General features: G+C 63.7%; 12 protein-coding genes. 5 read left to right on the forward strand and 7 right to left on the reverse strand.

The window, feature by feature from the left end:
• Window positions 1–22: 22 nt before the first annotated feature.
• The 5 genes from AB4Z43_RS07640 to AB4Z43_RS07660 form a co-directional block, all read right to left on the reverse strand.
• Window positions 23–1,099: an extracellular solute-binding protein gene (locus tag AB4Z43_RS07640; protein WP_441936752.1), complete on the reverse strand. Its 1,077-nt coding sequence runs from the start codon at window positions 1,097–1,099 to the stop codon at window positions 23–25.
• Window positions 1,100–1,138: 39 nt separating this feature from the next.
• Complete coding sequence (locus AB4Z43_RS07645) at window positions 1,139–1,798, reverse strand: helix-turn-helix domain-containing protein (RefSeq protein WP_019860989.1); 660 nt, start codon at window positions 1,796–1,798, stop codon at window positions 1,139–1,141.
• 165 nt (window positions 1,799–1,963) lie between these two features.
• A complete protein-coding gene (locus AB4Z43_RS07650) occupies window positions 1,964–3,745 on the reverse strand; it encodes a chloride channel protein (RefSeq protein WP_019860990.1) in 1,782 nt (593 codons plus the stop codon).
• A 154-nt stretch (window positions 3,746–3,899) separates the two neighbouring features.
• Window positions 3,900–4,412 carry a cupin domain-containing protein gene (locus AB4Z43_RS07655; RefSeq protein WP_019860991.1) on the reverse strand — a complete coding sequence of 171 codons (513 nt, stop codon included), beginning with the start codon at window positions 4,410–4,412 and terminating at the stop codon, window positions 3,900–3,902.
• 16 nt (window positions 4,413–4,428) lie between these two features.
• Window positions 4,429–5,157, reverse strand: coding sequence for an NAD-dependent epimerase/dehydratase family protein (locus tag AB4Z43_RS07660; RefSeq protein ID WP_019860992.1), 729 nt, complete (start codon window positions 5,155–5,157; stop codon window positions 4,429–4,431).
• A gap of 62 nt (window positions 5,158–5,219) precedes the next feature.
• Between AB4Z43_RS07660 and AB4Z43_RS07665 the strand changes: the two genes are divergently transcribed.
• Complete coding sequence (locus tag AB4Z43_RS07665; RefSeq protein ID WP_019860993.1) at window positions 5,220–5,699, forward strand: MarR family winged helix-turn-helix transcriptional regulator; 480 nt, start codon at window positions 5,220–5,222, stop codon at window positions 5,697–5,699.
• Window positions 5,700–5,734: 35 nt separating this feature from the next.
• On the opposite strand, the gene AB4Z43_RS07670 is transcribed toward AB4Z43_RS07665, so the two are convergent.
• Complete coding sequence (locus AB4Z43_RS07670) at window positions 5,735–6,034, reverse strand: putative quinol monooxygenase (protein WP_019860995.1); 300 nt, start codon at window positions 6,032–6,034, stop codon at window positions 5,735–5,737.
• A gap of 116 nt (window positions 6,035–6,150) precedes the next feature.
• Here AB4Z43_RS07670 and flhA point away from each other — a divergent pair, with 116 nt between their 5' ends.
• From flhA to AB4Z43_RS07685, 3 genes are read left to right on the forward strand one after another with little or no spacing between them, the layout of a single operon-like run.
• Window positions 6,151–8,238, forward strand: coding sequence for a flagellar biosynthesis protein FlhA (gene flhA, locus AB4Z43_RS07675; RefSeq protein ID WP_019860996.1), 2,088 nt, complete (start codon window positions 6,151–6,153; stop codon window positions 8,236–8,238).
• The gene (gene fliR, locus AB4Z43_RS07680; RefSeq protein WP_019860997.1) at window positions 8,235–8,987 is read left to right on the forward strand and encodes a flagellar biosynthetic protein FliR; all 753 of its coding nucleotides are present in this window, start codon (window positions 8,235–8,237) and stop codon (window positions 8,985–8,987) included. Before flhA ends, fliR begins: the two co-directional genes overlap by 4 nt.
• A gap of 1 nt (window position 8,988) precedes the next feature.
• Window positions 8,989–9,372, forward strand: a complete 384-nt coding sequence (locus tag AB4Z43_RS07685; protein WP_064980747.1) for a hypothetical protein — start codon at window positions 8,989–8,991, stop codon at window positions 9,370–9,372.
• Window positions 9,373–9,555: 183 nt separating this feature from the next.
• On the opposite strand, the gene AB4Z43_RS07690 is transcribed toward AB4Z43_RS07685, so the two are convergent.
• The gene (locus AB4Z43_RS07690) at window positions 9,556–11,109 is read right to left on the reverse strand and encodes a peroxidase family protein (protein ID WP_032920738.1); all 1,554 of its coding nucleotides are present in this window, start codon (window positions 11,107–11,109) and stop codon (window positions 9,556–9,558) included.
• 508 nt (window positions 11,110–11,617) lie between these two features.
• Here AB4Z43_RS07690 and AB4Z43_RS07695 point away from each other — a divergent pair.
• On the forward strand, window positions 11,618–12,928 hold the full coding sequence (locus AB4Z43_RS07695) for a YcaO-like family protein (protein ID WP_441936756.1): 1,311 nt from the start codon (window positions 11,618–11,620) through the stop codon (window positions 12,926–12,928).
• The last annotated feature ends 12 nt before the right edge of the window (window positions 12,929–12,940 follow it).

Consider the following 12,940-nt stretch of genomic DNA (forward strand, 5'->3'; position numbering starts at 1 on the left):
GGGCTTTGCCTCCGCCAGCCGGTCAGTTGCCGGCCATCAGCGCCGACCACTTTTCCTGCGCCACCGCGAAGTTCGGAACCCAGAACTTGAAATTCTGCTTGTAGCCCTGCTTCTGGCGCTCCGGCGTGTTGGTCAGGAAGGCGGAGACGGAAGCGTCGACCTTGGGCTGCGCGTCGCTGTTGATCGGCGTGTAGGACGTCTGCTCCGCCAGAACCTCCTGTGCATGCTTGCCGAGATAGGCATTGAGCAGCGCGTAGGATGCGTCCGTATCCTTGACGCCGACCGGGATCGTCATCTGGTCCATCACCACCAGCCAATCCTGCCAGGCCGGCGCGTATTTGGCGCCGTTCTTGACCGCGGTCATGGCGCGGCCGGTCCACATCATCAGCATGTCGGCCTCGCCGGACTCCGCCAGCTGCTGCGATTCAGCACCCGTCTTCCAGAAGATGGTATCGGGGCCGAGCTTGCGGACCACATCGATGGCCTTGTCGATATCGGCCCCCGTCATCGCCTTCGGATCGCCGCCGGCGACCTTAAGCGCCTGTTCGAGCAAGCCGCCCGTCGGGCTGCCGGAGCCGTCGATCCCGCGCACGCCCGGGAACTTTGCCGTATCGAAGAAGTCTGCCCAGCTCTTGGGCGGGTTATCCTTGTACTTCTCCTTGTTGTACATCAGCACGACGCCATAGTTCATCGCCGGCACCGAGCACTCGCCGACCTGGCCTTCCGGGATTTTCGAGACGTCGAGCTTCGTCAGATCCAGCTTCTGGAACAGCTTGCCGCAATAGACGTAAGGTGGCAGGTCGTCGGTATCCACAACATCCCAGGTGACATTGCCGGACTCGACCTGCGCCTGCAGCTTGGCGATCTCGGTCGGACCGTCATTGAGCAGCTTGACGCCGGACTTGTCGACGAACTCCTTCAGCGCGGCCGCCTGGCCGTCCTGGTAGATGCCGCCATAGGAGACGAACGTCAGGGTCTTGCCCTTCAGCGACCCCTCCTTGACCTCACCCGCAACCGGCTTCTCCTGTGCGAACGCTGCGGTTGCCAGCACGCCAAGCGCCATCACGGCGCTGAGATACAAAGCTTTCGTTTTCTGCATGATTGTCATTCTCCCATTGATGCCCGCATTGGATTGGACCTACCTGGCCGCGAGCGGTTTCCAGGCCGTGTATTGATCAAGCTCGGCGCGCACCGAGGTCGGCGGCGCGATGATCCACATCACTTCGGCTCGGCCACTGCCGATGTTCTCTGAGCGATGCGGTGTCGAAGTCGTGTATTCGATGCTGTCGCCCTCCTCGAGGACGTGACGGGCGTCGCCGAGCGAGACCTCGACGACCCCGCGCAGCACGACGAGCATCTCCTGCGCGTCGCCGTGGGTGTAACGATCGGGCCCGGTCGAGCCGCCAATGTCGAATTCCCCGACATAGACCTCCATATCGCTCAGCGGCGGGCGCGACAGCAGCATCTTGCGGCAGCCGTCGCTGGGCGGCAGGCTCGGCCGCTCGCTTCGTCTCAGAACGCCATGGTTTTGCGCCGTGCTTTCCTCGAACAGCATGGCGACGCTGACGCCGAGCGCCGAGGCCATCTGGTTGAGCGAGGCGGTGCTGGCCCCTGTCAGGCCGCGTTCGAGCTGGCTGATGAAACTGGCGCTCGTCCCGGTTGCTTCCGCAAGCTCCCGCAGGGACAGCCTGCGGGCGAGGCGAAGGCTCTTGAGGCGCATGCCCAGCACTTGGTGGGCGTGCGTCGCGGCCGGTGTCTCGCCCGTTTTCGCCGAAGCCTTGTCCGACCCCTTGCTCATGCCGTCTCCTCACCGCACTTAACACTATGTACAGTACCACTGTACAACTGACAAGCCATCCATGGGCGCCAGCACGGCGCCACTAGCTGGGCCAGCCTGCAAGTCGGAGAGGTCGCATGAGTAAGCCGCGCAGCCGATTGACAAGGGGACGCGTAGGGAGAAGCCTTATCCTTCGCCCGAAAGGTCCCGGCGTGCCTTTTCGAGTTCCTCGGCATAGCGCCGCATCAGGTGGCCCTCGGTGAGCAGACCGAGCACGATGTGGTCGGTGAAATCCTCGACGACGGCCAGTTCCTCGGCGCCGGCGCGCTGGAACGTCTCGGCGGCGGTCTGCACGTTCATGCTGGGCACCAGGACGGCATCCTTGTACTGCGCGAGATCGCGCACCGGCACCTCGCCGCCGGCGGGATCGCTATGCAGTTCGGCTACGATCAGCACGCCGACATACTGGTCGCCCGGGTCGACGGCGATGACGCGCTGCGCCGAACCAAGCGGGATCTGCTTGCGGAAGTCCGCCAGCGTCGTCGCGGCATCGATGGTCTTGATGTCCTTGCGCATCATCGAGCCGACGGTCAGGCTGCGCATCCAACCGACATCGTGGGCGCTGCGGATCGTCTCGCCGCGCAGATGGAAGCGCCATGTCGAGAATGAATAGCCGAAGGTTTCGCGCACCAGGATCGCCGCCATGATCGAGGCGGCCAGCACGACCCCGGTAAGCGTCAGGTCGCGGGTCGATTCCAGCGCCAGGAAGGTCATCGTCAGCGGGCCGCCGACGACACCGACGGCAAGCGAGGTCATGCCGACGACGGCGGCAACCGAAGGGTCGATACCGGTCGCCGGGGAAACCAACGCCATCACCCCGGCGAATGCCTTGCCGAGCAGCGCGCCGAGGAACAGCGAGGCGAAGAACAGGCCGCCGCGAAAGCCGGAGCCCAGCGAGATGGCCGACGCCGCCAATTTCAGCACGAAGACGCTGGCCACCACGGTCAGCCCATAGTTCATGGCGAATTCGCGGTGCAGCGCGCCATGGCCGCTGGACAGCACCTGCGGCGTGATCAGCCCCAGCAGGCCGACGATGACACCGCCGACGACGGGGCGCAGCGAGGCATCGACCGACAGCCTGTTGAAACCGCGCTCGATCAGCGTCACCAGTTGCATGATGGCGATCGAGGCCGCGCCGCCCAGCAGCCCGAGCAGCAGGAACGGCACATATTGGCTGGCGGTCAGTTGCGGCAGCCCAGAAAGCTCCAACGGAAACGGCACGCCGCCGAACATTTCCGCGGTCAGCGAGGCGGAGATCGCGGCCGTCATGACAGGTGCGACATTGGCGACCGAGTAGATGCCGATGACCAGTTCGAAACCGTAGAAGGCGCCGGTCAGCGGCGCGTCGAACGCGGCGGCGATGGCCCCGGCCGCACCGCAGCCGACAAGGACGCGGACATCGTTGCGGCGCAGCCTGAAGATGCGCGCCAGCCGCGACGCCAGGCCGGAGCCGACCTGCGTGTAGCCGGCTTCCAGGCCGACCGAAGCGCCGAAGCCGCTGGAGATCATCGTCTGGCCGGCGATGATGAAGGTGTCGGTCAGCGACATGCGACCGCCATAGAGCGCGTTGGCCTCGATCGGATCGACCGGGGTGCGGAATTTGCGCAGCCGCAGCCATATCACCGTCAACCCAAGCAGGGCGCCGCCGATCGCCGGGATCAGAGCCTGCATGGGATTGGCGAGCGAGAACATGCCGGAAAGCCGGCCGCCGGGCTGAACGCCGAACAACAGCCCGTGTAGATCCTGCACGATCTGGCTCATCGCCGTGACCAGTATGCCCGCCATGACGCCGACGACGCCCGCCAGCATGACCACGGCGATGCCGCGCGCCTCGAGCAGCGGAATTGATCGCAGAAGCACCGCGCGCAGCCGGCGGGCATAGACTTGTGGCTGGTTTCTGGAAAGCACTCGGGCGGCTCGCCGATATCAAAGGGCAGACCTGCCTGATACGCCGGGTGGCACGGCATGACAACCACAATGGCGACATCAAAGGCGCCATTATGGCCGTGAAACCGGCTGACGAGGTCTTCCCGCTATAATCGGGAGGCAATCGGTTCTGTCGTCAGTCCGGTATGGTCAGCGCCCCGCAATCATCGTCGGCGATGAATGTCGCCAGCAATTCGGCGGGCTCGGTGGTGCTGGCATTCTCGGCGAAGAGATGGACGGTGCCAGGCGGCTCGAACCATGTCTGCCCCGCGCTGTAGGTACCGGCGGGACTCCCTTGTAGCTGTGAGCGCAACGTGCCCTTCAGGACGAAGGCGCTTACCGAGCCCGGATGCCGGTGGCGAGGCGTGAAACCGTTTGGCGGAAACGCCACGATCGCGGTGGTGATCGACTTGCCCGGCACGTTGGGCAGTCTCTCGCAGGAGATCGGCGTCACGACCGTCTTCGGCCGTGCCCGGGCGGTGTCGTCCGCATCGGCGTTTGCCATATGTATGTGCGTTTCCATGCCGTCAGGCACGACGCCTGTGAAACCCGGGCCGGCCCACTTTGCCGCAAGCGCGAACAGGACCGCTACGGCGCTGATGGCGATAAGAGATTGGCCGGTGCGCAAGCGACCTTGATTGCCGATCATATCGATGTCTCCGAATTCAGGCAGGCAAACGGAAGTCCGGGCGCCAGCCGAGTTCATCGACCGCTTTCTGCGTCGAGACCGCCGGGTTGGGTTCCGCCACGTTGAAGGCGCCCGGCGCACCCTTGTCGAGCGCGAGCAGCGCGGCATAGGCGGCGGCATCGACATGCACCGGCGATGCGCCGGCGGCCGTATCGGTTCCTGTTCCCGGCCCATAGAGCTGGCCATATCGCAGCACGACGCCGGCGAATGGCGCGTTGAGAACGGCTTTTTCCAGGGCAATGACGCCACCGACGCTGATGCCGCGATTGCCGCTCGCGCCGCCATCCAACGGGTCGGCTTCGTCATGCGGTTCCGGGCCTGGTGCATAGGCCCAGGCGATGCTTTGCGCCACCATGCGCCGGACACCGGACGCGACGGCGGCCGCGACCAGATTGCGCGTGCCTTCGTCGCGGATGCGGGCATTGCGCACGACCGCCTCGCCCATCCGGCTCGGATCCAGCCCTGGCGGCAGGTCGGTCAGTTGATGGACGACGATATCAGGCTTGGCGGCGAGCATCGCGCGCGAGAGCGCCTCGGCATCGAAGACGTCCACGACGACCGGCCCGACTCCGAGGGCGCGCAATATCGCGGCCTTGTCCGCGTTGCGCGTCGTGCCCGTCACCTGATGGCCGGCGGCCAGAAGTTGCGGGATCAGTCGCTGGCCGATGGCGCCGGAGGCGCCGGCAAGAAAGATCCGATGACCCATCGTCAGGGACTCCTTAATGTCCTAATATCAGTGCACGAACAACATATAAGAGCTCTTACATTATGCGCAAGCCGAATCCGCACGCATCGATACCCGCCCCCGGCGAAGGCAAACGCGGCGAGGAAGGCTATCTCGGCTATCTCCTGCGCCAGGCCGCCGGCGCGCATCGGCTCAGGATGGACAGGGCACTGGGCGATCTCGGCGTGACGCAGCCGCAATTTGCCACGCTGACCATGCTTGCGGCCTATCCTGGCCTCTCCAATGCCGATCTGGCCCGGATGGCGCTGCTCACCCCGCAAACGCTCAGCGTCATCGTCGCCAATCTCGAACGGGCCGGCTCGCTGGTGCGCAAGCCGCATGCCGTGCATGGCCGCATCCAGCACATCGATCTCAGCGACAGCGGTCGCGCACTGCTGCACGCCTGCCGTCTGCGCGTGCAGGCGATCGAGAGCGAGCTGACGCAGGGGCTGTCGGAAGCGGAAGAACGCGCCGTCAGGCGCTGGCTGGTCGGCGTCGCCACAGCCGCCACAGCCAAGTCCTGATTGCCCCCGGTTGCTGTCCAGCCGAGAGCGGTCGATCAGGTCGGCATGGGCTCACCGGCTTCATACAGCACGAGATTGCGCTCGCCGATACCAAGCGCCGGCCAGCTCGCGCGCCACTCGGCGATGTGCGGCGAGCGGAAATGCGCATCGAGCGCCGCCCTGTCGCGCCACACCTCGGTGACCCGGATCAGCCCCGCATCGAGCACGTCGCGCGCATAGGAATATTCCAGGCAGCCATCCTCGGCGCGGCTGCCCGAGATCATGCGCTCCATCACCGGCCTTGCTTCCTCCAGCTTTCCGGCAGGCAAACGGATCGTGCCGATGATCAGAAGCATGGGTCTTCCTTCTTGCGGGATCGTCGATCTAGCCACTCTCCCACCCTCGCGCAAGCTTGGCCAACTACCCTCGCCGGGCTGTCCCATGCGCGGCAGCCTATGGTTCGAGGACTTACATGGCGATCAGCGAAAGCATCCAGCCCGGCGCGGTGGCCAAGAATGGCCGCGACATCTTCTTCGCGCTCGGCATCGTCATCATCCTGGCCGTGCTGTTCCTGCCGATCCCGGCCTTCCTCATCGACATCGGCCTCGCCTTCTCGATCGCGCTTTCGGTGCTGATCCTGATGGTGGCGCTGTGGATCCAGCGGCCGCTCGATTTCTCCTCGTTCCCGACCGTGCTGCTCATCGCCACGATGCTGCGGCTATCCCTCAACATCGCCACCACGCGCATGATCCTGTCGCATGGCAATGAGGGCACGCACGCCGCAGGCTATGTCATCGCCGGTTTCTCCAAGCTGGTGATGGCCAGCGACTTCGTCATCGGCCTCATCGTCTTCATGATCCTGATCGTGGTGAACTTCATCGTCATCACCAAGGGCGCAACGCGTATCGCCGAAGTCGGCGCCCGCTTCACCCTCGACGCCATCCCCGGCAAGCAGATGTCGATCGACGCCGACCTTTCCGCCGGCATGATCGACGACAAGACCGCGCAGTTGCGCCGCCGCGAACTGGAAGAAGAAAGCTCCTTCTTCGGCTCGATGGACGGCGCCTCGAAATTCGTGCGCGGCGACGCCATCGCCGGCCTCATCATCACCGCCATCAACATCGTCGGCGGCATCGCCATTGGCTACATCAGGCACGGCATGGGCATGGGCCAGGCCGCCGACGTGTTCATCAAGCTGTCGGTCGGCGACGGTCTGGTCACCCAGATCCCGGCGCTGATCGTTTCGCTCGCCGCCGGCCTGCTGGTTTCCAAGGGCGGCACCCGCGGCTCGACCAACCAGGCCGTGTTCGGCCAGCTCGGCGCCCATCCGCGTGCGCTTTACGTGGCGGCGGCGCTGCTGGTGCTGCTCGGCCTGATGCCCGGCCTGCCGCTGTTCCCCTTTTTCGCGCTGGCCGGCGGCATGGCCGGCCTCGGCTACATCATCCCGATGCGCGCCAACCGCGTCCTCGCCGAGGCCGAGGCGCTGAAGACGCAGGAAAAGGCGACCAAGGCCGAGGAAGAGAAGAACTCGGTCAAGGCCTCGCTCGCCACCGCCGAGATCGAACTGCTGATCGGCAAGCAGCTGTCGACCCGGCTTCTGGTCTCGCATCAGGAGCTGGTCTTCCGCATGGCCAAGATGCGCAAGAAATTCGCCCAGCAATACGGCTTCGTCGTGCCGGAAGTGCGTGTCGCCGACGATTTCGCCATCCCGCCGAAGAGCTATCAGATCAAGGTGCACGGCACGGTGGTCGCCGAATATTCGATGCGCGTCGGCGAGATCATGGTTCTGCTCGGCAGCCGCGACGTACCCGAAATCCCCGGCGAAGAGATCCGCGAACCGGCCTTCGGCATGCGCGCCTATTCCGTCATGGAAACCTTCGCCGAGGATTTGAAGCGCGAGAACTACACTTTTGCCGACAACATGTCCGTGCTGCTCACCCATCTCTCGGAAGTCATCCGCAACAACCTGCCGCAGCTTCTGTCCTACAAGGACATGAAGGCGCTGCTCGAACGCCAGGACCAGGAATACCGCAAGCTCGCCGACGAAATCTGCACCACGCACATCTCCTATCCCGGCCTGCAGGCGGTGCTGAAGCTGTTGCTAGCCGAGCGCGTCTCGATCCGCAATCTGCATCTGATCATCGAGGCCATCGCCGAGATCGCGCCGCATGTGCGCCGCACCGAGCAGATCGTCGAGCACGTCCGCATCCGCATGGCCCAGCAGATCTGCGGCGATCTTTCGGAAGGCGGCGTGCTCAAGGTGCTGCGCCTCGGCAACCGCTGGGATCTCGCCTTCCATCAAAGCCTCAAGCGCGACGCCAAGGGCGAGGTGCGCGAGTTCGACATCGACCCGCGCCAGCTCGAGGAATTCGGCCAGGACGCCACCAAGGCGATCAAGAAATTCCTCGAGGCCGGCGAGCGCTTCGTTCTGGTCACCGCGCCGGACGCCCGCCCCTATGTGCGCATGATCATCGAGCGGCTGTTCACCACGCTGCCGGTGCTCTCGCATGTCGAAATCGCCAAGGGCGTCGAGATCAGGGTGCTCGGGACCATATCGTGAGCGTTCTTTCGCAGAGCGTCGTCATCGCGGCGTTCCTCGCCTTCTGCCGGATCGGCGCCTGCTTCATGCTGATGCCGGGCCTGTCCAGCGCCCGCGTGCCGGTGCAGGTCAGGCTGTTCGTGGCGGTCGCCGCCACCGGCGGCCTGCTCGCGTTCCTGTGGGACCGCATCATTCCCTTCGTCGATCCGCGCCCGCAGATCCTGGTGCCGATGATCATATCGGAACTGCTGGTCGGTGGGCTGATCGGCGCCATGACCAGGCTCTACATGGAGGCATTGCGCTTCATGGGCTCGGCCATCGCCATGCTGATCGGCTATGGCGGCTCGGGCGGGCCGGCGATCGAGGAATCGGAACCGCAGGCGGCGCTCGCCGCCATCATCTCGTTCTCGGCGCTGTTGATGCTGTTCGTCTTCGACTTCGACCACGAAATCGTCCGCGCTTTGGTGGCGTCCTACACGGTCGCGCCGGTCAACGTCTTCTTCAACCCGCAGGCCGCCCTGGTCGACATCACCGACACCGTGTCGGACACCTTCTTCCTGGTCATCCGCCTCGGCAGCCCGTTCGTCGCCTATGCCATTCTGGTCAATCTGACGATCGGCTTCGTCAACAAGCTGACGCCGCAGATCCCGATCTATTTCATCTCCCAGCCCTTCGTCATCGCCGGCGGCATGATCATCTTCTATTTCGCCATCGGCACCATGCTGTCGCTGTTCGTCGACGGCTTCGTCGACCTGACTTTGGCGAGGTGAGATGAGCACGCGCAAGGACCGCTTGAAGAAACTGGTCAAGGTGCAGGAACAGCTGAAGGCGCTCCACGAGACCCGTCACGCCACTTTCCTGGCCGCGGCTAACGCGGCGGAAGCCGAGGCCAGGGAATTGATCGGCCATTTTGACCAGGACAATTCGCTCTCCGGCCTGTTCCCCGATCTCTATCACCGCCGCATCGCCCAGGCGGTGGTACGCCAGGAGACGAGTCTGGAAAGCGCCAGGCAGGAGGCCGGCCTCATCGCCACGGCAAATGCCCGCACCAACATGGTCGAGCGCGCCTACAAGGACGTGCGCAACCGCGACGAGCGCGAACGCTCCGACCGCGAACGGCTGGACCTGATCGCGCAGAAGCGGAGCGAGGAATAGCTGCGGGAATTTGGTCACCGCCCGTTGCGGACGCACGCCCTGAACGACGGGAACGGCCGCTTTGTGCCGCATCTCGGTCACTTGGTCGGCTATTGCCGGCCTTCAAAAGCAGATATCGCCGCTGAACGCAGGGCCGATCGCATGAGATCGGCCACGGCGGTCTATTTTGCAACGAGCGCTGTCTCACCGGTAGTGAAGCGACGGCCCCATGCCGAGCCCGTAGGAGACCAGATCCTTCAGTCTGAAGCCTGCCCCGCTCACAGGCTTCCACAAAGGATCGAGCGACAGGTAGGACATGCCGTCGCCGAACAGCAATCCCAGGAACACCTCAGCCACAATATGGCCGCCCACCGGTCCAAGCTGCGGCGTGGAACGTGTGCCGCCTCCTGTAATCGGGATAGCCATGTTGGTCTTGTTTGTTGCCGCTTCGGCAAGGACATAGGTCCAAAGTGGGCAGTTGTCGGCGAAGGCCTTGCCGTCGCCACCCTTGGCTGTGACGGCATCGATGATCGGGCCTACGACATCACCATCCTCGGGAGCATCCACAGCCTTGCCGATTATGATGTCCGCATCGGCCAGGGGCTCGATGGCCATGGCACGTGCGACGCTCTGGCCGGACGGCAGGCCGAGAAGCCAGCCCCTCAAGAGATTGCGCTCGCCGAGGGAGGCCGGCGGGTCGCCCGCCACGGCTTTCGGCAGATCGTGCAGGAAACCGACGAGGGATGTATCGATCCTGTAGGCAAATTGCAGCCGACGCACATTGGCAGGATCTCCAGTCTCGGGATCCGATCCACCTGCGCGCTTGTCAATGTCGATAAATCGACCCCAGTCCAGAGCGCGACCCGGCTTCATCGTCTGGAAGCCGGTAAGCGCCTCCTCATGCGGCTTGCCGGCGCGTGGGAAGATCGGCAGCAGCTTGTCGTCGTTCAGCCGATAACCGGGCCTTACCATCGAATGGCCAAGTCTGTAGGCGGCGACCGAAAACTCTACTGGCATGAACGGCAAGTTGCGCCAGTGGAAGTACCGCAATCGCTTTTGATCGAAGCGGCCGTCCGTCTTAAGTGCGTCTAGGATCGGTTGCGAAACGATCCTGGAGAGGAAGTCATTCACGACAACATACTGGTAGTGGAAGCGGACGAGCTGCTGGACCGCTTCAAAACCCAGGCCCGGATTGTCATCGACCATCCGGTTGTGCACGTTGAGCATCAGCCCTTGCAGCTGCGACACCAGACTGTTTTCATCGTTGCGGGGGTCGCCGATGATTGCTCGTCCGGCGAAGCGCGGCAGATCGTGGCCGGGCTGGCCACCGGCCCCTGTCATTGCATCGCCGTGGCGGAAGCGGCCTTCCTTCGTATACATGTAAGGCTGGTCGGCTGGACCCCGGCCATAGACATTATCCAGATTAAAGCTCGGCGTGCGGAAATCCACGAGCCCATCGGGATCCAGCGATTTACGCAAGGTGCTGACGGGATCGAATGTGATGTCGTGATCAACGAACTGGCCAAAATAGGTATAGAGGGCAGGAATCCCGCTTTCCTCGGCATCGAGCCCATCTTTCGGCTCGTCAATGTCAGCAGACATGGCGGCGCCGAGCGCCTTGAGGTTGCGTCGGTTGTCCTGGTCGTTTGCCCCGAACGTTGCGGGTGCCAGATTTCGGAACATGCGACCGAAGCGGCCTTCGAACAACGGCGATCGTGTCGCATCAATGCCACGGGGCGGGGTGCCATGCGCTGCCATTTTTGATCTCCTGTGTTGTCGAATTTCTTGATCCGAGGATGGGCTTGTGTCGAAGAAGCCAATTCGCCCTTCCGAGTGGGCCGCGAGGCACAGACCGGCCCCATCCGGTATGGCCCCGCGGCGCCGCTCCCGGGAGGAAACCCAGAATGGCCTTGTGTCGAAGAAGCCGCTTCGCCCTTCCCAGTGGGCCGCGAGGCACAGACCGGCCCCATCCGGTCATGGCCCCGCGGCGCCGCTCCCGGGAGGAAAATGAATTGGCGCCGATCTTCCATCGTCTCGATGGGTCCGGTTCGGGTCGTTCAGCTCCGGGGCAGTCGAGATGACGCCTCGGAAACAACCATTAGACCAGCTAGCGTGAAATCAGCGTGAGATGACGGCCATCTTTAGCTCCGTGTCTTTGCCGAGCTTGGGTCGCCTCGCACGCAACGTTTTGTTGACCCGATCAAGATCGTAGGGCGAAAGTGGCAGACAATAGGGAAAGGGTTTCTTCAACAGCGAGGATTGTGGATTGACCGCCGCAAACGCGTTTGAACTGGCAGCGCGATTTTGTTCACGGCCGCAAGATCTAGCGCCTGAACAGGCTGCAATGGCACGCGGGTTGCTCGGTGCGCTCGGCTACCTTGACTCTGGTGATACAGATCCCGGCTTGATAGCGACAAATAACCGCCAAGGACTACTCTCAGCTGCGGCAAACTTTGGCAATCTGTTCCGCTTGCACGCCCGCTACGCACCGGGGCTGCACTTCTTTGGTGCGCAGGTACACCGCAGTTGGGGAGATTCGGCCTCACCCGCTTCTGCCAGCTTCAGTGGTGTCGGCCTCACCCTGGGGCGCGCATTCGAGGCCTGCATCGGCGAGGGCATCGAATATCATAGCGAATGGCAAGTGCCGCACGGGACGATGAACCGCACGATGGTAGATGGTGTAGGCCATTGGCAGGACGTTCGGCTGGCTGAACACCTCGATGATTTCCGGGTGCAGTCCGGTTTCGGTGAAAGTGACCGATGGGTGCCCGTGCGCCGGCTGGACGACGGTCGGCAGGGCTATTTGCCCGAGACACTTTTCATTCGCAGCGCCAACCGGAGCGCCTGGGTGACCAGTTGCGGATGCGCCGCAGGGATAACCCACGAGGCTGCCCTGACCTCGGCGCTGCTGGAAGCAATCGAGCGAGATGCGGCTGCCGCCTGGTGGCGCAGCAGGCGCGGCGGCCGGTTGATCGGACTGGAAGCGCTTGCCGGCGCGGGCGTGCTCGATCTGCTTGCGCGGATAAGGCAGGAGAAGCTCGGCAGATGCACCCAGTTTCTCGACATATCGGGTGAGTTTCCCGCGCCTGTAATCGCGGCGCTATCCTTCGACGCGGATGGTCGCGGTCTGGTAGTCGGGCTGGCTTGCAGGCTGGACGCGGGCAACGCCCTGAGGGCGGCGCTGCTGGAAATGTGCCAGATGGAATTGGCTCTCGATGTGGCGGCAATGAAACGCGCAGAACAGGGAGTTGAGAGGCTCGACGAGCTCGACAGCCGGCAGGAGGAGCGCCCCGAGACCCCTGGCGCAATCGACACGGACCTCATCTCACACCTGTCCAGTAGCCTGCTGATGCACAAAAATGCCGAAAAGGGCTTGAATTTCGTATCCTTGGTTGGCGAAATGCTTAAAAAGCAATACCGCATATACGCAGCAGATCTGACCACGCCGATGTTTGACATTCCCGTCGCCAAAGTCTTCGTCCCAGGGCTGCAACCTCTTGCGTCGCCGTTCCAGTCGCGTCGGCTTCGTTCCCTCATTGACCAGGCCGGCCCGAGCGGCCGCGCCGATCTTATGTAGACGGAGGCAGTT

This window comes from Mesorhizobium sp. 2RAF45, assembly GCF_052115225.1.
Taxonomy (GTDB): Bacteria; Pseudomonadota; Alphaproteobacteria; order Rhizobiales; family Rhizobiaceae; genus Mesorhizobium; species Mesorhizobium jarvisii.

Coding starts and splice junctions, on each gene's coding strand:
- AB4Z43_RS07640 (WP_441936752.1), bottom strand. CDS start 1,099: ATGCAGAAAACGAAAGCTTTGTATCTCAGCGCCGTGATGGCGCTTGGC.
- AB4Z43_RS07645 (WP_019860989.1), bottom strand. CDS start 1,798: ATGAGCAAGGGGTCGGACAAGGCTTCGGCGAAAACGGGCGAGACACCG.
- AB4Z43_RS07655 (WP_019860991.1), bottom strand. CDS start 4,412: ATGATCGGCAATCAAGGTCGCTTGCGCACCGGCCAATCTCTTATCGCC.
- AB4Z43_RS07660 (WP_019860992.1), bottom strand. CDS start 5,157: ATGGGTCATCGGATCTTTCTTGCCGGCGCCTCCGGCGCCATCGGCCAG.
- AB4Z43_RS07665 (WP_019860993.1), top strand. CDS start 5,220: ATGCGCAAGCCGAATCCGCACGCATCGATACCCGCCCCCGGCGAAGGC.
- AB4Z43_RS07670 (WP_019860995.1), bottom strand. CDS start 6,034: ATGCTTCTGATCATCGGCACGATCCGTTTGCCTGCCGGAAAGCTGGAG.
- flhA (WP_019860996.1), top strand. CDS start 6,151: ATGGCGATCAGCGAAAGCATCCAGCCCGGCGCGGTGGCCAAGAATGGC.
- AB4Z43_RS07685 (WP_064980747.1), top strand. CDS start 8,989: ATGAGCACGCGCAAGGACCGCTTGAAGAAACTGGTCAAGGTGCAGGAA.
- AB4Z43_RS07690 (WP_032920738.1), bottom strand. CDS start 11,109: ATGGCAGCGCATGGCACCCCGCCCCGTGGCATTGATGCGACACGATCG.